This window comes from Pseudomonas sp. NPDC089395, assembly GCF_044749525.1.
Classification (GTDB): domain Bacteria; phylum Pseudomonadota; class Gammaproteobacteria; order Pseudomonadales; family Pseudomonadaceae; genus Aquipseudomonas.
The window spans coordinates 17837-41782 of sequence record NZ_JBIVID010000005.1; the positions used below are offsets into that span (position 1 = coordinate 17837).

The window sequence follows — 23946 nt, forward strand, 5'->3', positions numbered from 1 at the left end:
CAACCTGAGCTGGAGCCAAGCGCATGAGCGAGCCGGTAACGCTGCAAGACCGTGTGGTGATCGTCACGGGGGCCGGTGGCGGCCTGGGCCGCGCCCATGCGCTGCTGTTCGCCGCGCGAGGGGCCCGGGTGGTGGTCAATGACCTGGGCGGTTCGAGCCATGGCGAAGGTGCCAGTGTTTCGGCGGCCGACCGGGTGGTGGCCCAAATCCGCGCTGCCGGGGGGACCGCAGTGGCCAACCACGACTCGGTCAGCGCTGGCGCACGCATCGTCGAACAGGCGCTGGACAGTTTCGGCCGGGTCGACGTGCTGGTGAACAATGCCGGCATCCTGCGCGACAAGACTTTCCACAAGATGGACGACGCTGACTGGGAGCAGGTCTACCAGGTGCATGTCGAGGGTGCCTACAAGGTGACCCGCGCCGCCTGGCCGCACATGCGCGAGCAACAATGGGGGAGGGTGATCTTTACCGCCTCGACCTCCGGCATCTACGGCAACTTCGGCCAGGCCAACTATGGCATGGCCAAGCTGGGCCTGTATGGCCTGACCCGCACCCTGGCCATCGAAGGGCGCAGGCAGGGCGTGCTGGTCAACGCCATTGCGCCCACCGGTGGCACACGCATGACCGAGGGGCTGATCCCGGCGCAGGTCTTCGAGCGCCTCAAGCCTGAGCTGGTCAGCCCGTTGGTGGTGTACCTGGGCAGCGAGCAGTGTCAGGACAGCGGCGAGCTGTTCGAGGTGGGCGGTGGCTGGATGGGCAAAGTGCGCTGGGAGCGCAGCCTGGGCGTCGGGTTCGACCCCCGTGAAGGGTTCACCCCGGAGCAGGTGGCGCAGCACTGGGCACGGATCGGTGACTTCGAGGGCGCGGTACACCCCCAGGACAACGTGCAGGCGTTGCAGCAGATGATGGCCAATCTGCAGAAGTATCCGCTGGGTTGATGGCTGCTTTGCGCCAGGCATAAAAAAGGCCGCTGCAATCGCAGCGGCCAATCGAGACGTTAGATCAAGGAGCTTCAAAATCTACGTCGGTGAAACCTCGCGGGCCTGAAAGGCGGGGGGGATGCCCTTCATGCCGGCCAGTGAGTTAAGAATAAGCGCTTGATCCTGTAGGAAAAATAGTCGCTTATGACATTCACCTTTACGTTTCGGGCAACAGTGTCCAGGGGGCCTCTCAAGGCTGTGGCGAGTGCCCCATGCGCCAGCTGGTATCCCGCGCCGCCGCCAGCAGGCGCTGTGCTGCAGGACCCTGTTCATCGGCGTGGAAGATCGACGTCGGCCCCACCACGGTCATCACCGCGGCGATCTGCCCCATGGCGTTGAACACCGGTGCCGACAGTGCATCCACACCGGGCATCAGCAGGCCATGCACATGGTGCAGCCCCTGCTTGCGAATGCCGGCCAGCACGGGCTCATAGTCGCTGGCGCTGTGCGCCAGCGTGGTCAGTTCGCGGTCGCGCAGCTCCACCGTTTCGCGTTCGGGCAGGTAGGCGGCGAACACCAGCCCGGTGGACGAACTGAGCAGCGGCAGCACTGAACCGATCTGGGTGACCACGGTGACAGCCCGCACTGCAGGCTCGATGCTCACTACCGTCGCACCCTGGTTGCCCCATACGGCGATAAAGCAACTTTCGTTGAGTTCGTCGCGCAATTGCGACAGCGGCAGCGCTGCGACCTTCAGCACGTCGATGCTGCCCAGTGCGGCCAGGCCCACGCGCAAGGCTTCACGGCCCAACCCGTAGTGGTTGGTGGCCGCATCCTGTTCGGCGAAGCCACTGGCGATCAGCGCCTGCAGGTAGCGGTGCACTTTACTCGCCGGCATCTGCACGTGTTCGGCCAGGCGCGACAGCGAGGTAGAAGGGGACAGCTCGGCGAGGGCCTTGAGGATGTCGGTGCCGACTTCCGCCGAGCGGACCTTCTGCTTGCCGGTGTCGGTGGGGGAGCTGGCTTTGGCCATGGAGGTGGAGGTTCCGATTCGTCGAGTCGCGCCTTTATAGCTTGACGCCATGCAGCGATCAAATTACGTTATTCGTAATTTGATTACGATAAAAACAAAACCCGGAGGCATCGATGAACCACGACACGTCCCCCGACCTTCAGTACCTGAGCGGCTTCGGCAACGAATTCGCCTCTGAAGCCCTGCCCGGCGCATTGCCCATCGGGCAGAACTCACCGCAGAAGGCCCCCTACGGGCTGTATGCCGAGCTGCTGTCGGGTACGGCGTTCACCATGGCCCGCAGCGAGCTGCGCCGCACCTGGCTGTACCGCATCCGTCCCTCAGCGCTGCACCCGCGTTTCGAGCGCCTGGAGCGCCAGCCGCTCGTCGGCCCGCTGGGCGCGATTACCCCCAACCGCCTGCGTTGGAACCCGCAACCGATCCCCGGTGAGCCCACCGATTTCATCGAAGGCTGGTTGCCCATGGTGGCCAATTCGGCCGCTGAAAAGCCGGCGGGGGTGAGCATCTACATCTACTGCGCCAACCGCTCCATGGACCGGGTTTTCTTCAACGCCGATGGTGAGCTGCTGCTGGTGCCCGAGCAAGGTCGCCTGAGCATTGCCACGGAACTTGGGGTGATGGTGGTGGAGCCGCTGGAGATTGCGGTGATCCCGCGGGGCATGAAGTTCCGGGTCGAGCTGCTCGATGGCCAGGCGCGTGGTTACCTCGCAGAAAACCATGGCGCGCCGCTGCGCCTGCCGGACCTGGGCCCGATCGGCAGTAACGGCCTGGCCAACCCGCGCGACTTCCTCACCCCTGTGGCGCACTACGAAGAAGCCGAAGGCCCGATGCAACTGGTGCAGAAGTTCCTGGGCGAGCACTGGGCCTGCGAGCTGCAGCATTCGCCCCTGGACGTGGTCGCCTGGCACGGTAGCAACGTGCCCTACAAATACGACCTGCGCCGTTTCAACACCCTTGGCACGGTCAGCTTCGATCACCCGGACCCGTCGATCTTCACCGTCCTCACCTCGCCGAGCAGTGTGCACGGCCTGGCCAACATGGACTTCGTGATCTTCCCTCCGCGCTGGATGGTGGCGGAAAACACCTTCCGCCCCCCGTGGTTCCACCGCAATCTGATGAACGAGTTCATGGGCCTGATCAGCGGTGCCTACGATGCCAAGGCCGAAGGCTTCCTGCCGGGAGGCGCCTCGTTGCACGGGGTGATGAGCGCCCATGGGCCCGATGCCGACACCTGCGAAAAAGCCATCGCCGCCGACCTCGCGCCGCACAAGATCGACAACACCATGGCCTTCATGTTCGAGACCAGCCAGGTGCTGCGTCCGAGCCGCCACGCCCTCGAATGCCCGCAATTGCAGGCCGACTACGATAGTTGCTGGGCCACCTTGCCGAGCACCTTCAACCCGAACCGGAGATAACCGATGAACCAGACCGCCATTGCCCGTAGTTGGGTCAAGCACGCCAACGGGCACCGCGACTTCCCGCTGCAGAACCTGCCGCTGGGCATCTTCAGCCGCCCGGGCGAAGCGCTGCGCTGTGGCGTGGCCATCGGCGATGCCATCCTGGACCTGGAGGCCGTGCTGGCTGCCGGGCTGTTCGAGGGCCAGGCCAAGGCTGCCGTCGAGGCGACCCGTGGCGGCGCGCTGAATGCCTTCTTTGCCCTCGGCCGCACTGCCCGAGTGGCCCTGCGCGAGCGCCTGCTGGTGCTGCTGGGCGAGCACAGCGAGGACCAGGCTGCGCTGAACGCGGCGCTGTATCCGGCCAGCGAATGCCAGCTGCACATGCCGGCCAAGGTGGGTGACTACACCGACTTCTACGTGGGCATCCAGCACGCCACCAACGTCGGCAAGCTGTTCCGCCCCGACAACCCGCTGCTGCCCAACTACAAGTACGTACCGATCGGCTACCACGGCCGTGCTTCGACCCTGCGTCCTTCGGGCACCGATGTACGCCGCCCCAAAGGCCAGACGCTGCCGGCCGGCCACACCGAGCCGAGCTTCGGCCCCTGTGCACGCCTGGACTACGAACTGGAGCTGGGCATCTGGATCGGCCAGGGCAACGAGATGGGCCAGGCCATTCCGATCGCCGAGGCTGACCAGCACCTGGCTGGCCTGTGCCTGCTCAACGACTGGTCGGCGCGGGATATCCAGGCTTGGGAATACCAGCCTCTGGGCCCGTTCCTGTCGAAAAGTTTCATCACCTCGATCTCGCCCTGGGTGGTGACTGCCGAAGCGCTGGAGCCCTTCCGCCGTGCCCAGCCGGCACGCCCTGAGGGTGACCCGCAACCGCTGCCGTACCTGCTGGATCAGCGTGACCAGGCGACCGGTGCGTTCGATATCGAACTGGAAGTGCTGCTGCTCACCGAGCGCATGCGCGAGCAAGGCTTGCCCGCCCACCGCCTGGCGCTGAGCAATACCCTGAACATGTACTGGACCGTGGCGCAGCTGATCGCTCACCACAGCGTCAACGGCTGCCAGTTGCAGCCAGGCGACCTGTTCGGTTCGGGCACCTTGTCCGGTGCGACCCCCGATGCCTTCGGCAGCCTGCTGGAGACCACCGTGGGCGGCAAGCAGCCGGTCGAGCTGGCCAGTGGCGAGCTGCGCAAGTTCCTCGAAGACGGCGACGAGATCATCCTGCGCGCCCGTTGTCTGGGCGACGGCGTGGCCAGCATCGGCTTCGGTGAATGCCGCGGCAAGATCGTCGCAGCCAACTGAGGGGGCAGGGCCATGGAGCTTTATACCTATTACCGTTCCACCTCGTCCTATCGGGTGCGCATCGCCCTGGCGCTCAAGGGCCTGGATTACCAGGCCCTGCCGGTCAACCTGCTGAAGGGTGAGCAACGCGGCGGCGACTATGTGGCGCTGAACCCGCAGGGCCGGGTGCCGGCCCTGCGTACCGATGGCGGCGAACTGCTGGTGCAGTCGCCGGCGATCATCGAGTACCTGGAGGAGGTTTATCCACAGCCTGCGCTGTTACCCACAGGCGCCGAGGCGCGGGCCAAGGTGCGTGGGGTGGCGGCGATCATCGGTTGCGATGTGCACCCACTGCACAACGTCAGTGTGCTCAACCAGCTGCGCCAGCTGGGGCATGACGAGGGGCAGGTCAACCAGTGGATTGCCCACTGGATCGGCCAGGGCCTGGCCGCGGTGGAACAACTGATTGGCGACCAGGGCTTCTGCTTCGGCGAGCAGCCGGGCCTGGCGGATGTCTACCTGATCCCGCAGCTGTATGCGGCCGAGCGTTTCAACATCGACCTTGACGGTTATCCACGTATTTGTCGGGTCGCGGCACTGGCCGCCGGGCACCCGGCATTCGTCAAGGCGCATCCCTCCTGCCAGGTGGACACCCCCACTCAGTGAATCGAATGGTTCTGGGCCGGAAGCTTGCCGATGCGTTCGGACAGCTTCAGGCGCTGGGCCGGGTCTTCGGTCAGCAGCAACGCATGCTCCAGGTCGAATCGCTCGGCCTGTGGGCATTCCAGGTGCTGGTACAAGGACGCACGCGTCATGTAGTCGCTGACCTGCACGGGTCCCAATTGCATGACCCGTTCGGCATCGACCAGCGCGGCCAGGTGGTTGTCGTTGCTGATGTGCAGCTGGCGCAGGTTGCGCGACAGGCGCTGGAGCATCTGCGCCGGGCTTGCCGTGCGCAAGTGCTCGGCGGTGAGCGGCACATGCGGGCCGAACTGGCGTGCCAGTAATTCGCGGCAATCATTGGGGTACAGACGCCGGCCACCACAAGGGTCGAGCAGATGATCGGCACCGGGTACGCGAAGCAGGAAGTGCCCCGGGAACGCCACACCCTCCAGCGGGATCGACAGGCGTTGGGCCAGCTCCAGGGTGATGATGGCCAGTGCCAGCGGTTGGCCTCGGCGACGATGCAGCACCTTGTCCAACAGCGCCGCCTGCGGGCGTAGCGGATGAAATTCGTCCTGCTGGAAACCCAGCGCATTCAACTGACGCAGCAGGGGTTGGGCCAGTTCGCACACGGGCAGCATCGGCAGCCTGGCGCTGATCTCACGTTGCAGGTCCTGGATTATTGCAAGAGAGGTTGCGGGCTCGACCTTTCGATCGTGCTCGACGGCAATCCACAAGGCGGCTTCCAGCAGGGCGACAGGCTCGCATTCCATGCAGGCCAGACAGGCTTTACGTGGGTTCATCGGGCTTCTCCACACACGTTTGAGTATTAGCTCTGGCGCCGTGTTTCGTCCAGTGGTCCGCCCGCAGCGCCAGGTATGGCCGCGTGCCTATACTGGTAGGAGCACCTCGATGGGGAGCCCGCCGATGTTCGCGCTGATGCAAAGCACCCGTACCCAGTCGCTGCACCTGTTCATCGACCCGCCTACCGGCCTCAAGGCCGTGGTGGCCATTCACAGCGAGCACCTGGGCCCGGCGATGGGCGGTTGCCGCTACTTGCCGTATGCCGATGACGAGAGCGCCATGACCGATGCCATCCGCCTGGCCCAGGGCATGAGCTACAAGGCGGCATTGGCCGGGCTGGCGCTGGGCGGCGGCAAGGCCGTGATCATGCGCAACCCCCATGTGGAAAACCGCGCCGCGTTGTTCGAGGCCTTTGGCCGTTTCATCGATACCCTGCACGGGCGCTTCATCATTGCCGTGGACAGCGGCACCTCGACGGTGGACATGGACTGCATCGCCCAGAGTACACCCCATGTCACCAGCACCACAGCCTCGGGCGATCCCTCGCCGCATGCGGCCATGGGCGTGTTCGCCGGCATCCGTGCGACGTCCCAGGCGCGTTTGGGCAGCGGCAACCTCGAAGGGCTGCGGGTGGCGGTGCAGGGCCTGGGCAATGTCGGTTACGCGCTGGCCGAGCAGTTGCACGCGGCGGGGGCGGAACTGCTGGTGAGTGACCTCGACCCTGGCCGGGTGCGCCTGGCGGTAGAGCAGTTCAACGCCCATCCGGTGACCAACGACGCGCTGATCAGCACCCCCTGCGATATTTTCGCGCCCTGCGGCGTAGGGCCGGTGCTCACTGGCCAGAGCGTGATGCAACTGCGCTGCGCAGCAGTGGCGGGGGCGGCGAACAACCAGCTGACCACGTTGCAGGTGGCGGACCAGCTGGAGTCCCGCGGGATTCTGTATGCACCGGATTACGTGATCAATGCTGGCGGGCTGATCTACGTGGCGATGACGCACCGTGGGGAAGACCTTGGCACCATCACGGCGCACCTGGCACGGATTCCCTCACGGCTGACCGAAGTGTTCGCCCATGCCCAGGCCGAGAAGCGCTCGCCGGCGCGGGTGGCGCAGATGCTGGCGGAGCGGTTGCTGTACGGCTGATGCTTCGTCGGCCGCTTCGCGGACCCACCCCACAGTGCCCCACAGTCACTCGGCTGCGTTGGCTTCGAGCAGCTCCGCCAGGGCATCCGGTTGGCTCTTGAACGCCCGGGCGAACACATCGCGGTTCTTGGCCATGTAGATACCCGCTTCCTCGACTTGCTGCTCGGTCAGCGAAGGCACCGCCTTTTGCAACACCTCGGCCAGGCGCTCGGCCAGTTCGAGCATCTTGTCATGACGATCTGCTTCGGCCTTATCCATGAACAAGCGCTCCGGGTCGCGGCTGCTTCGGTACACCACTTCGACGGCCATTCATCACCTCTGTGCCTTTTTGCGGTTGGGTTATTCGATTACTGTATGCGCATACAGTAATGGCATGGCGCTTCAGGCGCAAGCCTTGCCGCAAAAAAGCCTGGCTTACAGGTGCCTTGCGGCAATCGGTCGCCTTCCAAGGCGAGGGCCTGGCCCTTTAACTGCATGGCACAAGCGTCACAGTGATGACGCATCATCCTTCAGGTCGTATCGGGGAGTTGGACATCGTGAACATCAAATGGGCTGAAAAGCTGCGCAAAGGGTTGCATGGCTCGGCCGATTCGCTGGGCAATCTGTGTGTCGAGGGGTTTCATTACCTGGCGCTGTTCGGCATCGGCGCGATCACGGCCTATGCGGCGGTGGTGACCTTCCTCGACATGCTCGGCAAGGGCGGAGTCAGCGTCGATGACATCCTGCTGCTGTTCATCTACCTGGAGCTGGGGGCGATGGTCGGGATCTACTTCAAGACCAACCACATGCCGATCCGCTTCCTGCTCTACGTGGCGATCACGGCACTGACGCGCCTGCTGATCGGCGACGTCTCGCACCACAAGGCGCCGGACGTGGGCCTTCTGTATGTGTGCGGCGGCATCCTGCTGCTGGCCTTCGCGATTCTGGTAGTGCGCTACGCCTCCTACCGCTACCCGTCGACCAAGGTGCTGGATGCCAATGGCAAGGAAGTGGAAGACGGCAAGTAGGCTCAGTTGGCCCTGAAGTGGCTGGGTGCGTGGCGTGGGTCGCGGGTCAGCGCGGCCAGAACCTGCAAGGGGTTCTGCCCCAGCTCGATGGCCAGGCCCAGGCGAATGCTGTCGATGACCCGCTGCAGGCGCACCGGGTCGTTGCGCTGGGCCTGGCTGATCAGGCGCTTGGCGGCGACGCCTGCATCGTCGGAGAGGGTCAGCATGATGCTGCCGTCCAGGCTTTCGATGCTCAGGTTGATCCGGTACTCGGGGGCGAAGGCGGCGCTGATCTGCTCGAATGGGTTGTTCATGCTTGGGGTCTGCAAAGAAGGACTGCAGAAGTTGACCCGGCATCTGCCAGGATGGTTCAGGGCCATTGATCGGCGCAAACGAAAACGCCCGGCATTAGCCGGGCGTTGTTGTTCATGGGCGTGTATCAGGCGTCGGGGTCACTCAGCTCCAGGACGCCGCGCTTGCTGCGCAGTTTGCCGTAGAAGTGTTCCAGCGCATTGTTCAGCTTGCTGGCGGCACCGTCGACTGCCTGGTCCAGCGAGGTGGCGGTGTGGGTCACGGAAATCGGTTGGTGGCCTTTGGGGCGAGCCTCCATCTGGCAACGTTTGTCATGCGGACCGGGTTTGGCACCGTTCTCGTCGCGCAGGTGCACCTCGATGCGGGTGAGGTCCTCCTCGTAACGTTCGAGTGTGGCTTCCAGCGTACTGCGGACCCACTCGTTGAGACGGATGTTGCCTTCGATATGGTTGCTGCTGTTGACCTGGATTTGCATGATTCAATCCTTATTCAGCTTGCTCGCATGGAGGCGTGCCTAGGCCCTTGAGGGACCTGGAATTTCTTCGCCTCTTGACTCTAAGGTCAGGCAACCGAGGAATGATTTCAACCCCTTTTTGAAAATAAATGTGCAAGGCGGGAGGGGGGTGGTGAGTTTGAGATCGAGCGCCGCCCGCGCGGCGCTCGATTTACGCAACACTACAAAACTTCAGTCATGCCCCCCGCTCAGAACTCAACCGAAGTCTGCACATACAAGGTCCGCGGCTCACCCACATACTTGCCCTTGTTGTTGTCATCGAACGAGCGCGTGTAGTACTCACGGTTGAACAGGTTCTTCACCCCCACAGCAACCTTCAGGTTCGACACTTGCGGCCCGAAGTCATACCCGGCGCGGGTGCTCACCAGCATGTATCCCGGGATGCGCCCGGTGCTGCCGTCGGCACTTTCGGCGCTGGTGTTGGCATTGTCCGCGTACTGGCTGCTCTGGAAGCTGCCATCGAGGTTCAACTGCCACGGCCCCTCGGTATACCCCACGCCCAGGTTGCCCTTGTGCCGCGACGAGAACGGCACCTGGTTGCCCTTGTTCGGCCCGTCTTCGCGGATGGTGGCGTCGACGAAGGCGTAGCTGGCATGTACGTCGAAGCCGGCCAGCGCAGGGCTCAGACCGTCGAGGGCGTAGCGCACGCTGGTCTCGATGCCCTGGTGGCGGGTCTCGCCGCGGGCGATCACCGAATCGTTGGTCTGGTTGCTTTCGTACTGGTTGTCGAAGTTGATCAGGAACGCGCCGATCTCGGCTTGCAGGTCGCCGTTGTCGTAGCGGGTACCGACCTCCCAGGTGCGTGCTTTTTCCGGCTTGACCTCGCCGCTGCTGACACGGTTGGGCATCTGGCTGTACTGCACGCTGCCGAACGAGCCTTCGGTGTTGGCGTACAGGTTCCAGTTGTCGGTCAGGTGGTACATCACGTTGAGCGCCGGCAGGGCGGTGTTGTAGCTGCCCTGGTAGCGCTGGCCGCTGAGCTTGTTGCTCTGCTCGGAGTCGATCATCTCGTAGCGGATGCCCGGGGTGATGGTCCAGCGGCCGATGTCGATGCGGTCATCCAGGTAGATGGCATGGGCTTCGGTGCTGCCACGGGTGTCGCGGTCGTTGCGGCTGGCGGTGGTGGGCAGGTCGCCGTTGACCGGCTCGCGGTAGCGCAGTTCGTGACCGGCTTCGTTGACGTAGCGGTAGCCGATGCCCAGTTCATGCCAGCTCTCGCCCAGGGCCAGGCCTTGCGAGAAACGTGTCTCGATGCCGCGAACCCAGTATTCGCGTGGCGACAGCGAAACGAAGCTGCCCTGGTCCAGGTAGCCGCTGCGCAGGGTCTTGGTGAAGAAGCTGTTGACGCTGAACTGACGGTCGTCCTGCTTGTAGTCGTAGCCGAGGTTGAACAGCGTGCGGCGGCCCCAGAACTTGTCCTTCAGGCGCGTCGACTGGTACGGGTCGGCGTCGAAGTCGGCCGTGCTCAGGCCGCCGGGCATCTGCGCCTCGCCCTCGTAGTACTGGGCCATGGCATGCAGGCTGTTGGCGTCGTCGAGTTGCAGCTTGCCCTTGAGGATCAGGTCGTCGATCTGCGTGTCGCTGTGCTCGCGCCAGTCGCTGCCGCGCACGCCCGAGTACAGCAATGCACCGCCCAGGCCATTGTCGTTGGTGCCACCGACCAGCAGGTTGGCGCTGTTCTTGAGGCCGTCCTGGCTGGAGGACGGACTGAGCTGGTTCTGCATGGCGGCCTTGAAGGTCGCCTGTTCGGGAATGGCGCGGGTGACGAAGTTGACGATCCCGCCGACGTTCTGCGGGCCATAGCGCACGGCACCGCCGCCGCGCACCACGTCCACCGCGTCCATGTTGCCCATGCTGATTGGTGCCAGCGACAGCTGCGGCTGGCCGTAGGGCGCGAAGGGCACCGGGATGCCGTCCATCAGCACGGTGGAGCGCGAGGCCAGGCGCGGGTTGAGGCCGCGAATGCCGAAGTTCAGTGCCAGGTCGTGGCTGCCGGTGCCGTTGTTGTCTGGGGCGTTGACCCCGGGAATACGGTTGAGTACTTCGCGCGCCGTGGTCGCGCCACTGCGTTCGAATGCCTCACGGCGCACCACGTCGCGCGCGCCGGGGTGCTCGAAGACGTTGTCCTGGCGCGCATCGGCCAGCCAGTCGCCAACCACGGTCGAGGCGCCCAGCTCCACGGCCGCTGGCGCGGCAGGGGTTGCTACAGGCTGCAGGCTGAAGGCGTTGTCGGTTTCCTGCCGCGCTTGCAGGCCGCTGCCACGCAACAGCGCATCGAGGCCCTGGGCGACATCGTATTGGCCATCCAGGCCTTGGGTATTCAGGCCCTGGGTCAGTTGCGAGCCGAACGAGATCAGCACGCCGCTTTCGCGCCCGAACTGGTTCAAGGCATCTTCCAGGGAGCCTGCGGCGATGTGGTAGGTGCGTGCCTCGGCGGCCTGCAGGGCAGGTGTGGCTAGACCGAGGCTGGTGGCCAGCAGCAGGGCGTGGACGAGCGGGGTAGGGCGCTGGAACATCGAGAAGGGTCCTGTAGGAAGGGGGTCTGCCTTCTCTGTCACGCGAGGTTGGAAAAGTGGCTCAACCGATTGGGAAAATTTTTCATGTAGGAGCGGCCTTGTGTCGCGAAAGGGCTGCGCAGCAGCCCCAGCAATGTGTAGCGCCGCTGTAATCCTGGGGCTGCTGCGCAGCCCTTTCGCGACACAAGGCCGCTCCTACACCCGCGCTTCAACGGTCACCCAGTACCGGGTGAAGCGTCGCACCCGTACCGGTAATGCCACTTCAAGCATGTGCAGGATCTGCTCACTGTCATCCAGCGGGTAGGAGCCGGAAACCCGCAGGTTCGCAACCGTCTCGCTGCACCCCAGTTGCCCTTGGCGATAACGGCCAAGCTCGGCAAGGAAATCCACCAGGCGCATCTGCGCAGCCACGAGCATGCCGTCGACCCAGGCGCCACTGTTGCGATCGAGCGGCGCGATGGCCTGCCAGCCGTGCGCGCCGAAACGGGCCCGCTGCCCGGCCCGCAGCGCTTGACCTGCGAAACGGGCCGTGCCACTGAACACCGACACCAGGCTGAAGCCTTCGAAAACCCGCACGTTGAAACGGCCGCTGTCCAGTTCCAGGGCGCCCTCATCGGTGCGCAGTACCAGCGGGCGTGAATCACCGGCCACCTCCAGCGCCAGTTCGCCCTCGAGCAGCCGTACCAGGCGCTGCTGGCCATCGAAGCGCACATCGGCGGCGCTGCGGGTATTGAGTTGCAGCAGGCTGCCATCGTCCAGCTGCAGGCGCCGCCGTTGCCCCACGGGGCTGCGGTAGTCGGCCATCAATCCGGGGAGCGGATTGTGCGACTGCAGCCCCAGGCCGGTGGCGCTGGCCACACCGAACAGCAATAGCGCCTTGAGCGCACGACGTCGGGCGGCCGATGGTGGGGCTTGCAGGGTGGCGTGCACCACCGGAGAAGCGACCCCGCGCAAGCGCTGGTTGACCTGCTGGATATGCGCCCAGGCGCGCTGGTGCTCGTGGTCGGCCAGCAGCCAGCGTTGCAGCGCCTGTTGCTGGGCTAGATCGAAGTTGTCGCCCTGGGATTCGATCAGCCAGTGCACGGCCTGTTCGGCGACTTGCGCCGAGAACGACATGTTCACAGGGCGAAGTAGCAGCGCAGGGCTGCCTTGTTCAGGTAGCGCTTGACCGTGGCCAGCGAAATGTCCAGCTCGCGGGCGATCTCGGTCTGGCCCATGCCGTCGACCTGGGCCAGCAGGAACACGCGTTTGACCAGTGGCGGCAGGCCATCGAGCAAGCGGTCGAGCTCCAGCAGGGTCTCGAAGATGATCGCCTTCTGCTCTTCACTCGGGGCAACGTTTTCCGGGACCTGGGCCAGGGCTTCAAGGTAGGCGCGCTCCAGCTCCTGGCGGCGGAAGTGGTTGCAAAGTACGCGTTTGGCCACGGTGGCGAGAAAAGCGCGCGGCTCGATCAGCTGCGGTGCCTCGCGAGCCTGCAGCAGGCGCGCATAGGTGTCCTGCGCCAGGTCGGCAGCGCTGTGCGGGCAACCCAGGCGACGGCGCAGCCAGCCGGTCAGCCAGTTGTGATGGGCGTGGTAGAGACCTTCGACCGTGGAAGAGAGGGCGCTGGGCACCGAGATACTCCGGCGCCTGCGTAGCGCAACTGGTAGTAAGAATTGTTCGCATTGTAGTGGGGCTGAATGTTCTCGGCAATCCGTCCTCGCGAAAGCGCGACGGGCAGTCTTTGCTTGTGAGAATTGAAATCATTACTATTGCACCCCCAGCATCCTTCCGGACCTTCGCCATGAAGCGCAACGCCGCCGGGCTCCCTCTCCGCTATCGCCTGGCCGTGACCTCTCGCAGCCTGGCTGCGCTGCTGGGCGGTTACCTGTTGGCGTCCATGGCCAGTGTCTGCATCAGCCTGCTGCTGCCGTTGCCGAAGGTCGATGCGGCCCTGACCGGCATGATGCTGTCGTTCGTTTTCTACCTGTTGGCCTTCATCGGGTGCTTCGCCTGCCGCAGTGCGTGGCGCGCCTGGCTCGGCATACTGGTGCCAAGCTTGCTGCTGGGGCTGCTGAACGGGTTCGTGTACTGGATGAAAAACCCATGAAGGAAGGCTTCCGTCAGGCGATGGCCTGGTTGCACACCTGGACCGGCCTGATTTTCGGCTGGCTGCTGTTCGCCATCTTCCTGACCGGCACGCTGTCGTACTTCAAGGATGAAATCAGCCACTGGACGCAGCCCGAGGTTCGCCGCCATGCGCTCGACCCGGTGGCCAGCCTGGGCCTGGCCCAGCGCTACCTGGAGGCCAATGCCGGGCACGCCGAGAGCTGGATGATCCGCCTGCCCAATGCCCGCGAGGCGGCGCTGGAGGTGAGCTGGCGCGAGCCTGGCAGTGGGCGCCGGGGAGGCGTCAGCAAGTCGCTCGACGCCCACACCGGGCAACCCGTCGAGGTCCGTGACAGCCGTGGTGGCGAGTTCTTCTACCGCTTCCACTTCCAGCTGCAGATGCCGCACCCCTGGGGCCGCTGGCTGGCGACCTTCTGCGCATTCATCATGCTGCTTGGCCTGGTCACCGGCATCATCACCCACAAGAAGATCTTCAAGGAATTCTTCACTTTCCGCCCCGGCAAGGGCCAGCGCTCTTGGCTGGACGGGCACAATGCCATTGGCGTGCTGGTGCTGCCGTTCCACCTGATGATCAGCTACAGCAGCCTGGTGATCTTCATGTACATGGTCATGCCGGCCAGCATCATGGCCAGCTATGGCGGCAGCACCGAGGGCTATTTCAACGACCTGTTCGGCCGCGAAGAGGTGCCCAAGCTGGCCAATGCGGCGGCGCCGCTGGTGCCGCTGGCCAGCCTGTACGCCCAGGTTCAGCAGCAGGTGCCCGGTGCTGCCATGGGCTATGTCCAGGTGTACAACCCGGGCGACCGCAATGCCCGGGTCAGCTTCACCCAGGCGGCGGCCGACAGCATCGCCTACCAGCGCAGCGCCACCTGGATGTTCGACGGCGCCACGGGCCAGTTGCTGACCCAGGGCGCCCCGGAAAGCGCGACGATGATGACCGCGTTCAGCGTGGTCGGGCTGCACATGGGCAACTTCGCCGGGCCTTGGCTGCGTTGGTTGTATTTCGTCTTCGGCATCGCCGGGACTGCGGTCATCGGCACGGGCCTGGTGATGTGGCTGGGCAAGCGCCAGCTCAAGCACGCCAAGCGCGAACGGCTGCCGGGCGAGCTGCGCCTGGTCGAAGTGCTCAACATCGCCGGCATGAGCGGCCTGCTGCTCGCCGTGGCCGGGTTCTTCTGGGCCAACCGGCTGCTGCCCATGGCCTGGCCAGGGCGGGCCGACTGGGAAGTGAACAGCTTCTTCCTGGTCTGGCTGGTGGCGCTGGTGCATGCCGTGTTGCGCCCCGGGCGCAAGGCGTGGGGCGAGCAACTGGCCCTTGGCGCGTTGGCGTACGCGCTGCTGCCGTTGCTCAATGGCCTGACTACCGGGCAAGGGCTGAACCATTCACTGGTAGAGGGCGACTGGACCATGGCCGGGTTCGACCTGACCGCGCTGGGCACCGGGCTGTTCCTCGCCTGGGCGGCGGGGAAGATGCTGCGCGCGCCAAAACCCGTCGCCAAGCGCGCCCCACGCGCGCTCAAGGCGACGGTTGATTCGGCCGAGGTGAGCGGATGCTGAGCGTTGCCCTGATCGCTTTCGCCGGCTTCGCCGCCCTGTGCCTGGCCATGGACAGGCATTTCAGCGAACTGCTCGGACGCAAGCCGGGCCCAGGCCAACTGCGTCTGTTGCGCTGCGCGGGGTGGTTGCTGCTGGCGCTGTCGCTGGCGATTGCCATGCACCTGCGGGGCTGGGCCCATGGCCTGGTGGAGTGGATCGCGGTGTCGATGGCCGGTGTCACCCTGTGGGTATTCGGCATGCCGTACCAGCCGCGTCTGCTGCTGGGTCTGGCTGCCATCAGCCTGGTGCTGGGGCCGGTGCTGGCCATATTGGCCAGGTGATGTCTTGATCGAACAGGACAGCGACTGCCACCGTCGGGGCTGCTGCGCAGCCCATCGCCGGCAAGGGGTTTCTGCGTCAGGCGTTGAACGCTGCCCGGTACTCGCCAGGTGTTGCCCTTAGAGCCTGACGAAATCGATTGCTGAAATGGCTGGCACTGGCAAAACCACACATCAGCGCCACCTGCCCCAGGGGCAGCTCGCCCAGGCGCAACAGCTGGCATGCCCGCTGCAGCCGCCGCGCCAGCAGGTACTGGTGCGGCGGCAGGCCAAAGCTTTCGCGAAACATCCGCGCGAAGTGGTATTCGGAGAGGTTGCCGCGCAGCGCCAGCTCACCCAGGGTAATGGGTTGGTCCAGATGAGCCTCGATGTACTCCTGCAGTTGTCGTCGCTGAATGGGCGCCAACCCACCTTTCAAGCGCAGACCCTGACGCAAGCCCACCTGGCTGAGCACCGCGTGATCGACGATCTCGTGCGCCAGGCTGCTGGCCAGCAAGCGTTCACCGGGCTCGTCCCAGTCCAGGCCGATCAGTTGGCGAAATCGCTGCGACTGCTGTGGGTCGTCGAGAAACGTCGCTTCCTGCAGCTGTACCTCGCGCGGCTCACGGTCGAGCAGGCGCACGCAGCCCAGGGCGAATTGCGCCTCGCTGATGTAAAGGTGTGCGAGGCGGATCGAGCCGTTGACCACCCAGTTCGATTCGTGGCCGGCCGGCATGATGCACAGTTTGTCCGGTGCACCTTTGTCTGCCGGGCGCTGGCGGCGGTGGGTGCCGGTGCCGTCGGCGATGTAGCAGGACAGCGTGTGGTGACTTGGCGCCTGGTAGTCGCGGGCATCGTCGCGGTTGTTCCACAACGCCGCTGCCAGGCCGTCGCCCAGGTGCGCGCTATGCTCCAGCCGGGCGTGGGGCGAGGCGTGCATGGCGTTGAACACTTGCAACTGGCTGAGCGGGGTCATGGGCGATTCCTCTGACGGCCATCGTACTGCGCTCGCGGTGCGGTTACAGCCACCTGAGAGGGAAAACCGCAAGATTGTGCAAGCGGGTAGGGGCAGGAGGGCGAACACTGGGGCCTCGGCGAGGGCTGTGCCCTCGATTCGCGGGACAAGCCCGTTCCGTCCCGCGAAGCGCCGGGCACCAATTCTGAATGGCCCAAGGAAGCACCGTCATGAACCTGTCCCTGTACCTGCTCACTGTCCTGATCTGGGGCACCACCTGGATCGCCCTGAAACTGCAATTGGGCGTGGTCGCCATCCCGGTGTCGATCGTCTACCGCTTCGCCCTGGCTGGCCTGATCCTGTTCGCCATCCTCCTGCTCACGCGCCGCCTGCAGCCGATGAACCGGCGCGGCCACCTGATCTGCCTGGCCCAGGGTTTCTGCCTGTTCTGCGTGAATTTCATGTGCTTTCTCACGGCCAGCCAGTGGATCGCCAGTGGCCTGATCGCCGTGGTGTTCTCGACCGCGACGCTGTGGAATGCGCTGAATGCGCGGGTGTTCTTCGGCCAGAAGATCGCCAGCAACGTACTCGGCGGCGGGGCGCTCGGCTTGCTGGGGTTGGGCCTGCTGTTCTGGCCCGAGCTGTCACACCATGCGGCCAGCAGCGAAACCCTGTACGGCCTGGGCCTGGCCCTGCTCGGCACCCTGTGCTTCTCGGCCGGCAACATGCTGTCGAGCATGCAGCAGAAGGCCGGGCTCAAGCCGATGACCACCAATGCCTGGGGCATGGTCTATGGCGCGGTAATGCTGGCCGGGTATTGCGTGGTCAGTGGCGTTCCGTTCGCCATGGAATGGAATACGCGTTACATCGGTTCGCTGCTGTACCTGGTCATACCGGGTTCGGTGATCGGCTTTACCGCTTACCTGACCCTGGTCGGGCGCATGGGGCCGGAGCGGGCGGCCTATTGCACGGTGCTGTTCCCGTTGGTGGCGCTGAATGTGTCGGCATTTGCCGAGGGGTATGTGTGGACGGCGCCGGCGTTGCTGGGGCTGGTGGCGGTGATGGCGGGGAATGTGCTGGTGTTCCGCAAGCCCAAGGGCTCGGTGAGGGGGGGAGTGGCGTTGGCCAAGTAGGCAGCTTTCGCCTGTTCCGGCCCTATCGCGGATAAATCCGCTCCTACAGGGAACGCATGGAACCTGTAGGAGCGGATTTATCCGCGATGAGGCCAGTGCAGGCGATAAAGACCTATCAGCCTTTCCACACCTGCGGATTCACCAGGTCCCGCGGCCGCTCACCCAGCAGCGCCGCACGCAGGTTGTCCATCGCCCGGTTGGCCATGGCCTCGCGGGTTTCGGCAGTGGCCGAGCCAATGTGCGGCAAGGTCAGCGCATTGGGCAGCTTGAACAGCGGCGAGTCGCTCAGCGGTTCCTTCTCGTACACATCCAGGCCAGCACCGCGAATCGTGCCGTTCTGCAGCGCCTCGACCAGCGCCGCCTCGTCGACCACCGGGCCGCGGGCAATGTTGATCAGGAACGCACTCGGCTTCATCAGCTTCAGCTCGCGCGCGCCGATCAGCTTGCGGGTGGCGTCGGACAGCGGCACCACGATGCAGACGAAGTCGGCTTCACCCAGCAGTTGCTCAAGGCTGCGATGTTGCGCACCCAGTTCCTGTTCAAGCGCCGGCTTGCGGTTGTTGCCGGCATACAGCACCTGCATGTTGAAACCGAAGCGGCCACGACGGGCGATGGCCGCACCGATATTGCCCAGGCCGACGATACCCAGGGTCTTGCCGTGCACGTCCGTGCCGAAGTGGGCCGGGCCGACGGTGGCTTGCCACTGGCCGGCCTTGGTCCAGGCGTCCAGCTCGGCGGTGCGGCGGGCACAGCCCATGATCAGCGAAAAGCCCAGGTCGGCCGTGCTTTCGGTCAGCACGTCGGGGGTGTTGGTCAGGGCGATGCCGCGCTCGTTGAAGTAGTCGAGGTCGTAGTTGTCGTAACCGACCGAGACGCTGGACACCACTTCCAGCTTTGCCGCGCCTTCAAGCTGCGCGCGGCCCAGCTTGCGGCCAACGCCGATCAGGCCGTGGGCCTCGGGCAGGGCTTCGTTGAACTGGGCATTGATGTCGCCGAGTTTCGGGTTCGGCAGGATCACGTTGAAGTCTTGCTGCAGGCGCTCGGCCATGGCCGGGGTGATACGGCTGAAGGCCAGGACGGTCTTTTTCATCGGGCAACTTCTCTGCAAGGCGTGGTGGATGTCAGTGCCGGCCCTTTCGCGGGGCAAGCCCGCTCCCACAGGTTCATCACGATGCTCGAGGACTGTGGAATGCCTGTGGGAGCGGGCTTGTCCCGCGAAAGGGCCGGCATTGGTTAGCAACCTACCATTGTCCACCACCGCCGTGCAGCAGCTTTTTCAGTTGGCGATCAGCAACTCATGGGTTTTCAGGTCGGCCTCATGGGCAGCCAGAATCTCCGGCAGCGAGTTGCGCAGGTACTCGACCCAGGTCTTGATCTTGGCATCCAGGTACTGGCGCGACGGATAGATGGCATACAGGTTCAGCTCCTGCAGCCGGTAGTCCGGCATCACCCGCACCAGGCTGCCATCGCGCAACCCGTCGATCGCCGAGTAGATCGGCAGCACACCCATGCCCATGCCGCTGCGAATCGCCGTCTTCATGGCATCGGCCGAGTTGACCTGGAACGGCGAGCTGGTGATGTTGACCAGTTCCTGGCCTTCGGGGCCGTCGAACAGCCACTTCTCCAGCGGAATCACCGGGCTGACCATGCGCAGACACGAATGGTTGAGCAGGTCGAGCGGCTTGTTCGCGAAGCCATGCCGGGCCACGTACTCCGGCGATGCGCAGACGATGCTGTAGGTGATACCCAGGCGCTGCGACACGAAGCCGGAGTCCGGCAGTTCGGTGGCCAGCACGATGGACACGTCGTACCCCTCGTCGAGCAGGTCGGGCACGCGGTTGGCCATGGTCAGGTCGAAGGTCACGTCCGGGTGCGACTCGCGGTAGCGGGCAATTGCATCGACCACGAAATGCTGGCCGACCCCGGTCATCGAGTGCACCTTCAACTGCCCGGCAGGCCGGGCATGGGCATCGCTGGCCTCGGCTTCAGCTTCTTCCACGTAGGTAAGAATCTGCTCGCAACGCATCAGGTAACGCTTGCCAGCCTCGGTCAGGGCGATACGCCGAGTCGTACGGTTGAGCAGCCGGGTATGCAGATGGGCTTCCAGGTTGGAGACCGCCCGCGACACGTTCGCGGTGGTCGTATCCAGTTGCGCCGCAGCGGCCGTGAAGCTGCCGAGCTGGGCTACGCAACTGAAAGCACGCATGTTTTGCAGGGTGTCCATGGGTCACTCTCAAGGTAGAGGACAAAATTGTGTCACGAAGTTACTTCAAAAGAACGAAAAGTTGCCTTCGACCAAAGCCGGATTATCGCTGTTTTGGTAACAAAGATTCGCAGGAATCTGCGCTTATCGCCAGTGCGGCGGCCCCCTAGAATTGCTCGGCCCCTCCACCTCTTCCTCGGGAAATCGCAGCTGTGCCGCGTCGCATCATCAGAGCGCTCAAAGCGTTCAGTGCCTGTGCCCTTAGCCTTACCTTGAGCGGCTGTATCGGAACTTGGGGCATCGCCCCGCAAAACAAAGCGCTGCCAGCCAATACCCTGACCACCGATGCGGCCATCCGTGAAGCCGCGACCGACGCCCACTGGCCCGACCAGCAGTGGTGGCACGCCTATGGCGACCCCCAGCTGGACCGTTGGCTTGCCCTGGCCGTGGCCGGCAGCCCGAGCCTGGCCATGGCCGCGGCGCGGGTGCGCGAGGCCAAGGCCATGGCCGGTGTGGTCGAGTCGGCAGAAAAGCTTCAGGTCAATGGCCAGGCGAGCCTCAAGCGCCACAACTGGCCTGAAGACCCGTTCTACGGTCCTGGCGCGCTGTCGGGCGCCAACACCTGGGACAACAACGCCGCCATTGGCTTCAGCTACGCCCTCGACCTCTGGGGCCGCGAACGCAACGCCAGCGAGCAGGCCGTGGACCAGGCGCACATGAGCGTGGCCGAGGCCCGCCAGGCGCAGCTGGAGCTGCAGAACAACGTGGTACGCGCCTATATCCAGCTGAGCCTGCACTTTGCCCAGCGCGATATCGTCAAGGCCGAGCTCGAACAGCAGGAACAGATCCTGGCCCTGGCCAAGCGCCGCCTCGACGGCGGCATCGGCACCCATTTCGAGGTCAGTCAGGCCGAAGCGCCGCTGCCTGAAACCCACCGTCAGCTCGACAGCCTCAACGAAGAAATCGCCCTGACCCGCAACCAACTGGCTGCACTGGCCGGCAAAGGGCCGGGGGAGGGCGCACAGATCCAGCGCCCGACCCTGACCCTCGGCGCCCCGCTGAAGCTGCCCTCGGCGCTGCCGGCCGAACTGGTCGGCCAGCGCCCCGACGTGGTTGCCAGCCGCTGGCAGGTGGCCGCCCAGGCACGCGGCATCGATGTCGCCCATGCCGGCTTCTTCCCCAACGTCGACCTGGTCGGCAGCCTGGGCTTCATGGCCACGGGCGGCGGGGCGCTGGAATTTCTCACCGGGCGCAAGTTCAACTACAACGTAGGCCCCGCCATCAGCTTGCCGATCTTCGACGGCGGCCGCTTGCGTTCGCAGTTGGGCGTGGCCTCGGCCGGCTATGACATGGCCGTGGCGCACTACAACCAGACCGTGGTTGGCGCGCTGAAGAACATCTCCGACCAACTGATCCGCCGTGAGTCGATGCAGGAGCAGTCGCACTTCGCTGCCGAGTCGGTGGCGGCCGCGCAAAAGACCTACGACATCGCCCTGGTCGCCTTCCAGCGCGGCCTCACCGACTACCTCAACGTGCTCAACGCGCAGACCTTGCTGTTCCGCCAGCAACAGGTGCAACAGCAGGTGCAGGCCGCCCGCCTGGTGGCCCATGCCGAGCTTGTGACCGCCTTGGGCGGCGGCCTGCAGGCGGGCGAGGACGTGCCTGACGAAGATCGCCAGGCCGCCCCGAAAACCCCGGCCACCCTGGCCATCCTCGACCGCAAGGCGGACCACGCCGAATGAGCATATCGAGCCTGCCCCTGCGCTGGCTGCACAGCCTGGAGTGGCGCCGGGGCTTCTTTGCCTGGGCGCGCACCGACGGGGTGACCTGGGTCTATATCTTCAAGGTCCTGGCCGCCGCGTTCATCACCCTGTGGCTGGCCATGCGCCTGGAATTGCCGCAACCGCGTACGGCGATGATCACCGTGTTCATCGTCATGCAGCCGCAGAGCGGCCATGTGTTCGCCAAGAGTTTCTACCGGGTGCTGGGCACCTTGGCCGGCTCGGCGATGATGGTGGCGCTGATCGCCATCTTCCCGCAGAACACCGAGCTGTTTCTGCCCAGCCTGGCCGTGTGGGTCGGCCTCTGCTCGGCCGGCGCCATGCGTTACCGCACCTTCCGTGCCTACGCCTTCGTGCTGGCCGGCTACACCGCGGCGATGATCGGCCTGCCCGTGCTGCAGCACCCCGACCAGGCCTTCATGGCGGCGGTGTGGCGGGTGCTGGAGATTGCCCTGGGGATTCTGGTGTCGACCTTCGTCAGCGCCGCGATCCTGCCGCAATCGGCCAGTGCCGCCATGCGCAACGCCTTGTACCAGCGCTTTGGCGTGTTCGCCGGCGTGGTCGTCGAAGCCTTGCGCGGCGACAGCCAGCGCGACCGCTTCGAAACCAGCAACGTGCGCTTTGTCGCCGAGGCGGTGGGCCTTGAGAGCCTGCGTAATGTCACCGCGTTCGAAGACCCGCACATGCGCAGGCGCTCTGGCCGGCTGGTGCGCATGAACAGCGAGTTCATGGCCATCACCACGCGCTTCAACGCCTTGCACCGTCTGCTGGAGCGCCTGCGCGCCCGCGGTCCGCTGCAGATCGTCGGCGCCATCGAGCCGGGCCTCAATACCCTGGTCGAGCTGTTGCAGCCCTACGTTGGCCGCGCCTTGACCGACGCCGACGCGCTGCGCCTGACCCTGGAGCTGGCCGCTTACAAAGAGGGCCTGCAGGCCCAGGTGCGTGGCCTGCGCAACGAGTACCTGGAGACCAACCCCAGCGAGTCCGACCTGCTCGACTTCCACACCGCGTTCGAGCTGTTGTACCGCTTCGTAGACGAGATGTTCAGCTACGCCGAGACCCACGCCTCGCTGGCCGCGCACACGCACGAACGCGAGCAGTGGGATGAGCCGTATGTCGCGCAGACCAGCTGGCTGGTCTCGCTGGCCGCAGGCGTGCGTGCATCGGCGGTGCTGCTGCTGCTGGGCAGTTACTGGCTGCTCAGCGACTGGCCCAGCGGCGCCATGATGACCCTGATCGCCACCGTTACCGTGGGCCTGTCGGCGGCTTCGCCGAACCCCAAGCGCATGTCGTTCCAGATGGCCTGCGGCACGGCGATCGGTGCCTTTATCGGCTTCTTCGAAACCTTCTTCGTGTTCCCCTGGATCGATGGCTTCCCCTTGCTGTGCATGGTGCTGGCGCCGGTGTTCGTGCTCGGCGCGTTCCTGTCCTCACGCCCGGCGTATGCCGGTTATGGCCTGGGCCTGCTGGTGTTCTTCGCCATCGGTACAGTGCCCAACAACCTCACCGTCTACGACCCGTACAGCTTCATCAATGACTACATCGGCATGGTCATCGGCATGTTCGTCTGCGCCGCGGCCGGGGCGATCATCCTCCCGCCCAACAGCCGCTGGTTGTGGAGCCGCCTTGAGCAGGCGTTGCGCGAGCAGGTGCTGTACGCCATCAGCGGGCGCCTGCGCGGCCTCGGCTCAGCCTTCGAAAGCCGCACCCGCGACCTGCTGCACCAGGCCTATGGCCTGGCGGCCGGCAAGCCGCAGGTGCAGAGCGAGCTGATGGGCTGGATGTTCACCGTGCTTGAGATTGGCCACGCCATCATCGAGCTGCGCAAGGAGCAGGCCCGCGCCCCGATTCACCCGGCCTACGCCGAATCGCAGCCATGGCGTCAGGCGATTCGTGTCATGGGCCGGGCCCTGGCGCGGCTGTTCCTGCAGCCCACTGCCAGCAACCACGAACGCGCGCTGGTGGCGGTGGACCATGCCATCAGCCGCGTGCAAGCCACCGACGAACCTTTCGCCCGGCACTTCGACACCTCGGTGCTGCGCCGTGCGCAGAGCTACCTGCACTTCATCCGTTCTTCCCTGCTCGACCCACAGTCGCCGCTGGCACCGGCGAAAGGACTGCATCATGCCCCGTGAAATCGCCTTCCATGGCGTGTACATGCCCACCATGACCCTGATGTTCCTGTTCGCCCTGGGCCTGGCCTGGGGCCTGGACCGGTTCATCGCCAGTCATGATGGTTACCGCTTCTTCTGGCACCCGGCGCTGCTGCGCCTGTCCCTGTTCGTCTGCCTGTTCGGCGCTCTGGCGCTGTCGCTCTACTGGTGAGAATCC

General features: G+C 64.9%; 24 protein-coding genes. 13 read left to right on the forward strand and 11 right to left on the reverse strand.

The features are described from left to right. The first annotated feature begins 23 nt into the window (after positions 1-23). Positions 24-938, forward strand: a complete 915-nt coding sequence (locus ACIPZG_RS12890; protein ID WP_400714155.1) for an SDR family oxidoreductase — start codon at positions 24-26, stop codon at positions 936-938. A gap of 232 nt (positions 939-1170) precedes the next feature. Here the strand turns inward: ACIPZG_RS12890 and ACIPZG_RS12895 are convergent, their stop codons facing one another. Next, entirely contained in the window at positions 1171-1953 is a 783-nt protein-coding gene (locus ACIPZG_RS12895; protein ID WP_400714158.1) for an IclR family transcriptional regulator, read from the reverse strand. Positions 1954-2066: 113 nt separating this feature from the next. Between ACIPZG_RS12895 and hmgA the strand changes: the two genes are divergently transcribed. The 3 genes from hmgA to maiA are packed head-to-tail and all read left to right on the forward strand — an operon-like array spanning position 2067 to position 5309. Beyond that, a complete protein-coding gene (gene hmgA, locus ACIPZG_RS12900) occupies positions 2067-3368 on the forward strand; it encodes a homogentisate 1,2-dioxygenase (RefSeq protein WP_400714161.1) in 1302 nt (433 codons plus the stop codon). Positions 3369-3371: 3 nt separating this feature from the next. Then, positions 3372-4664 (forward strand): fumarylacetoacetase, encoded by a 1293-nt coding sequence (gene fahA / locus ACIPZG_RS12905; RefSeq protein WP_400714164.1) that lies wholly within the window; start codon positions 3372-3374, stop codon positions 4662-4664. Positions 4665-4676: 12 nt separating this feature from the next. Then, positions 4677-5309: a maleylacetoacetate isomerase gene (gene maiA, locus ACIPZG_RS12910; protein ID WP_400714167.1), complete on the forward strand. Its 633-nt coding sequence runs from the start codon at positions 4677-4679 to the stop codon at positions 5307-5309. On the opposite strand, the gene ACIPZG_RS12915 is transcribed toward maiA, so the two are convergent. After that, positions 5303-6109 carry a SirB1 family protein gene (locus ACIPZG_RS12915; protein ID WP_400714170.1) on the reverse strand — a complete coding sequence of 269 codons (807 nt, stop codon included), beginning with the start codon at positions 6107-6109 and terminating at the stop codon, positions 5303-5305. The genes maiA and ACIPZG_RS12915 overlap by 7 nt on opposite strands. Positions 6110-6233: 124 nt before the next feature. Between ACIPZG_RS12915 and ACIPZG_RS12920 the strand changes: the two genes are divergently transcribed. After that, on the forward strand, positions 6234-7253 hold the full coding sequence (locus ACIPZG_RS12920) for a Glu/Leu/Phe/Val dehydrogenase family protein (RefSeq protein WP_043273873.1): 1020 nt from the start codon (positions 6234-6236) through the stop codon (positions 7251-7253). A gap of 45 nt (positions 7254-7298) precedes the next feature. Here the strand turns inward: ACIPZG_RS12920 and ACIPZG_RS12925 are convergent, their stop codons facing one another. Then, on the reverse strand, positions 7299-7562 hold the full coding sequence (locus ACIPZG_RS12925; protein ID WP_008096675.1) for a YebG family protein: 264 nt from the start codon (positions 7560-7562) through the stop codon (positions 7299-7301). Between the two features lie 227 nt (positions 7563-7789). Here ACIPZG_RS12925 and ACIPZG_RS12930 point away from each other — a divergent pair, with 227 nt between their 5' ends. Then, positions 7790-8260: a phosphate-starvation-inducible protein PsiE gene (locus tag ACIPZG_RS12930; RefSeq protein ID WP_008096673.1), complete on the forward strand. Its 471-nt coding sequence runs from the start codon at positions 7790-7792 to the stop codon at positions 8258-8260. 2 nt (positions 8261-8262) lie between these two features. Here the strand turns inward: ACIPZG_RS12930 and ACIPZG_RS12935 are convergent, their stop codons facing one another. The 5 genes from ACIPZG_RS12935 to ACIPZG_RS12955 form a co-directional block, all read right to left on the reverse strand. Beyond that, a complete protein-coding gene (locus ACIPZG_RS12935) occupies positions 8263-8553 on the reverse strand; it encodes a DUF3509 domain-containing protein (RefSeq protein WP_400714173.1) in 291 nt (96 codons plus the stop codon). 125 nt (positions 8554-8678) lie between these two features. Next, positions 8679-9026: an HPF/RaiA family ribosome-associated protein gene (locus tag ACIPZG_RS12940; protein WP_016395445.1), complete on the reverse strand. Its 348-nt coding sequence runs from the start codon at positions 9024-9026 to the stop codon at positions 8679-8681. Positions 9027-9253: 227 nt separating this feature from the next. Then, positions 9254-11581 (reverse strand): TonB-dependent Fe(3+) dicitrate receptor FecA, encoded by a 2328-nt coding sequence (gene fecA / locus ACIPZG_RS12945; RefSeq protein WP_400714176.1) that lies wholly within the window; start codon positions 11579-11581, stop codon positions 9254-9256. 195 nt (positions 11582-11776) lie between these two features. Beyond that, a complete protein-coding gene (locus tag ACIPZG_RS12950; RefSeq protein ID WP_400714178.1) occupies positions 11777-12703 on the reverse strand; it encodes a FecR domain-containing protein in 927 nt (308 codons plus the stop codon). Then, positions 12700-13194 carry a sigma-70 family RNA polymerase sigma factor gene (locus ACIPZG_RS12955; protein ID WP_400714181.1) on the reverse strand — a complete coding sequence of 165 codons (495 nt, stop codon included), beginning with the start codon at positions 13192-13194 and terminating at the stop codon, positions 12700-12702. Before ACIPZG_RS12955 ends, ACIPZG_RS12950 begins: the two co-directional genes overlap by 4 nt. 170 nt (positions 13195-13364) lie before the next feature. Between ACIPZG_RS12955 and ACIPZG_RS12960 the strand changes: the two genes are divergently transcribed. The 3 genes from ACIPZG_RS12960 to ACIPZG_RS12970 are packed head-to-tail and all read left to right on the forward strand — an operon-like array spanning position 13365 to position 15567. After that, positions 13365-13670 carry a DUF3649 domain-containing protein gene (locus ACIPZG_RS12960; RefSeq protein ID WP_400714184.1) on the forward strand — a complete coding sequence of 102 codons (306 nt, stop codon included), beginning with the start codon at positions 13365-13367 and terminating at the stop codon, positions 13668-13670. Beyond that, positions 13667-15247 carry a PepSY-associated TM helix domain-containing protein gene (locus ACIPZG_RS12965; protein WP_400714187.1) on the forward strand — a complete coding sequence of 527 codons (1581 nt, stop codon included), beginning with the start codon at positions 13667-13669 and terminating at the stop codon, positions 15245-15247. The genes ACIPZG_RS12960 and ACIPZG_RS12965 overlap by 4 nt, the downstream gene beginning before the upstream one ends. Next, positions 15241-15567 (forward strand): DUF3325 domain-containing protein, encoded by a 327-nt coding sequence (locus tag ACIPZG_RS12970; protein WP_400714190.1) that lies wholly within the window; start codon positions 15241-15243, stop codon positions 15565-15567. The genes ACIPZG_RS12965 and ACIPZG_RS12970 overlap by 7 nt, the downstream gene beginning before the upstream one ends. A 76-nt stretch (positions 15568-15643) precedes the next feature. On the opposite strand, the gene ACIPZG_RS12975 is transcribed toward ACIPZG_RS12970, so the two are convergent. Beyond that, positions 15644-16519, reverse strand: a complete 876-nt coding sequence (locus tag ACIPZG_RS12975; RefSeq protein ID WP_400714193.1) for a helix-turn-helix domain-containing protein — start codon at positions 16517-16519, stop codon at positions 15644-15646. A 209-nt stretch (positions 16520-16728) separates the two neighbouring features. Between ACIPZG_RS12975 and ACIPZG_RS12980 the strand changes: the two genes are divergently transcribed. Continuing rightward, a complete protein-coding gene (locus ACIPZG_RS12980; protein WP_400714196.1) occupies positions 16729-17631 on the forward strand; it encodes a DMT family transporter in 903 nt (300 codons plus the stop codon). Positions 17632-17746: 115 nt separating this feature from the next. Here the strand turns inward: ACIPZG_RS12980 and ACIPZG_RS12985 are convergent, their stop codons facing one another. After that, positions 17747-18721 (reverse strand): 2-hydroxyacid dehydrogenase, encoded by a 975-nt coding sequence (locus ACIPZG_RS12985; protein WP_400640500.1) that lies wholly within the window; start codon positions 18719-18721, stop codon positions 17747-17749. A 186-nt stretch (positions 18722-18907) separates the two neighbouring features. Next, positions 18908-19855 (reverse strand): LysR family transcriptional regulator, encoded by a 948-nt coding sequence (locus tag ACIPZG_RS12990; RefSeq protein WP_008097771.1) that lies wholly within the window; start codon positions 19853-19855, stop codon positions 18908-18910. A gap of 191 nt (positions 19856-20046) precedes the next feature. Between ACIPZG_RS12990 and ACIPZG_RS12995 the strand changes: the two genes are divergently transcribed. From ACIPZG_RS12995 to ACIPZG_RS13005, 3 genes are read left to right on the forward strand one after another with little or no spacing between them, the layout of a single operon-like run. Next, positions 20047-21576: an efflux transporter outer membrane subunit gene (locus ACIPZG_RS12995; protein ID WP_400714198.1), complete on the forward strand. Its 1530-nt coding sequence runs from the start codon at positions 20047-20049 to the stop codon at positions 21574-21576. After that, positions 21573-23750 (forward strand): FUSC family protein, encoded by a 2178-nt coding sequence (locus ACIPZG_RS13000; RefSeq protein WP_400714201.1) that lies wholly within the window; start codon positions 21573-21575, stop codon positions 23748-23750. The genes ACIPZG_RS12995 and ACIPZG_RS13000 overlap by 4 nt, the downstream gene beginning before the upstream one ends. Then, positions 23740-23940, forward strand: coding sequence for a DUF1656 domain-containing protein (locus tag ACIPZG_RS13005; RefSeq protein WP_008097766.1), 201 nt, complete (start codon positions 23740-23742; stop codon positions 23938-23940). The genes ACIPZG_RS13000 and ACIPZG_RS13005 overlap by 11 nt, the downstream gene beginning before the upstream one ends. Positions 23941-23946: the final 6 nt, after the last annotated feature.

Bases quoted from the DNA above. Each gene is read 5' to 3' on its own strand.
- ACIPZG_RS12985 (WP_400640500.1), bottom strand. From the start codon at position 18,721: ATGAAAAAGACCGTCCTGGCCTTCAGCCGTATCACCCCGGCCATGGCC.
- hmgA (WP_400714161.1), top strand. From the start codon at position 2,067: ATGAACCACGACACGTCCCCCGACCTTCAGTACCTGAGCGGCTTCGGC.
- ACIPZG_RS12915 (WP_400714170.1), bottom strand. From the start codon at position 6,109: ATGAACCCACGTAAAGCCTGTCTGGCCTGCATGGAATGCGAGCCTGTC.
- ACIPZG_RS12920 (WP_043273873.1), top strand. From the start codon at position 6,234: ATGTTCGCGCTGATGCAAAGCACCCGTACCCAGTCGCTGCACCTGTTC.
- ACIPZG_RS13000 (WP_400714201.1), top strand. From the start codon at position 21,573: ATGAGCATATCGAGCCTGCCCCTGCGCTGGCTGCACAGCCTGGAGTGG.
- ACIPZG_RS12940 (WP_016395445.1), bottom strand. From the start codon at position 9,026: ATGCAAATCCAGGTCAACAGCAGCAACCATATCGAAGGCAACATCCGT.
- ACIPZG_RS12970 (WP_400714190.1), top strand. From the start codon at position 15,241: ATGCTGAGCGTTGCCCTGATCGCTTTCGCCGGCTTCGCCGCCCTGTGC.
- ACIPZG_RS12960 (WP_400714184.1), top strand. From the start codon at position 13,365: ATGAAGCGCAACGCCGCCGGGCTCCCTCTCCGCTATCGCCTGGCCGTG.
- ACIPZG_RS12980 (WP_400714196.1), top strand. From the start codon at position 16,729: ATGAACCTGTCCCTGTACCTGCTCACTGTCCTGATCTGGGGCACCACC.
- fahA (WP_400714164.1), top strand. From the start codon at position 3,372: ATGAACCAGACCGCCATTGCCCGTAGTTGGGTCAAGCACGCCAACGGG.
- ACIPZG_RS12925 (WP_008096675.1), bottom strand. From the start codon at position 7,562: ATGGCCGTCGAAGTGGTGTACCGAAGCAGCCGCGACCCGGAGCGCTTG.
- ACIPZG_RS12895 (WP_400714158.1), bottom strand. From the start codon at position 1,953: ATGGCCAAAGCCAGCTCCCCCACCGACACCGGCAAGCAGAAGGTCCGC.
- ACIPZG_RS13005 (WP_008097766.1), top strand. From the start codon at position 23,740: ATGCCCCGTGAAATCGCCTTCCATGGCGTGTACATGCCCACCATGACC.
- ACIPZG_RS12990 (WP_008097771.1), bottom strand. From the start codon at position 19,855: ATGGACACCCTGCAAAACATGCGTGCTTTCAGTTGCGTAGCCCAGCTC.
- ACIPZG_RS12935 (WP_400714173.1), bottom strand. From the start codon at position 8,553: ATGAACAACCCATTCGAGCAGATCAGCGCCGCCTTCGCCCCCGAGTAC.
- maiA (WP_400714167.1), top strand. From the start codon at position 4,677: ATGGAGCTTTATACCTATTACCGTTCCACCTCGTCCTATCGGGTGCGC.
- fecA (WP_400714176.1), bottom strand. From the start codon at position 11,581: ATGTTCCAGCGCCCTACCCCGCTCGTCCACGCCCTGCTGCTGGCCACC.
- ACIPZG_RS12975 (WP_400714193.1), bottom strand. From the start codon at position 16,519: ATGACCCCGCTCAGCCAGTTGCAAGTGTTCAACGCCATGCACGCCTCG.
- ACIPZG_RS12965 (WP_400714187.1), top strand. From the start codon at position 13,667: ATGAAGGAAGGCTTCCGTCAGGCGATGGCCTGGTTGCACACCTGGACC.
- ACIPZG_RS12890 (WP_400714155.1), top strand. From the start codon at position 24: ATGAGCGAGCCGGTAACGCTGCAAGACCGTGTGGTGATCGTCACGGGG.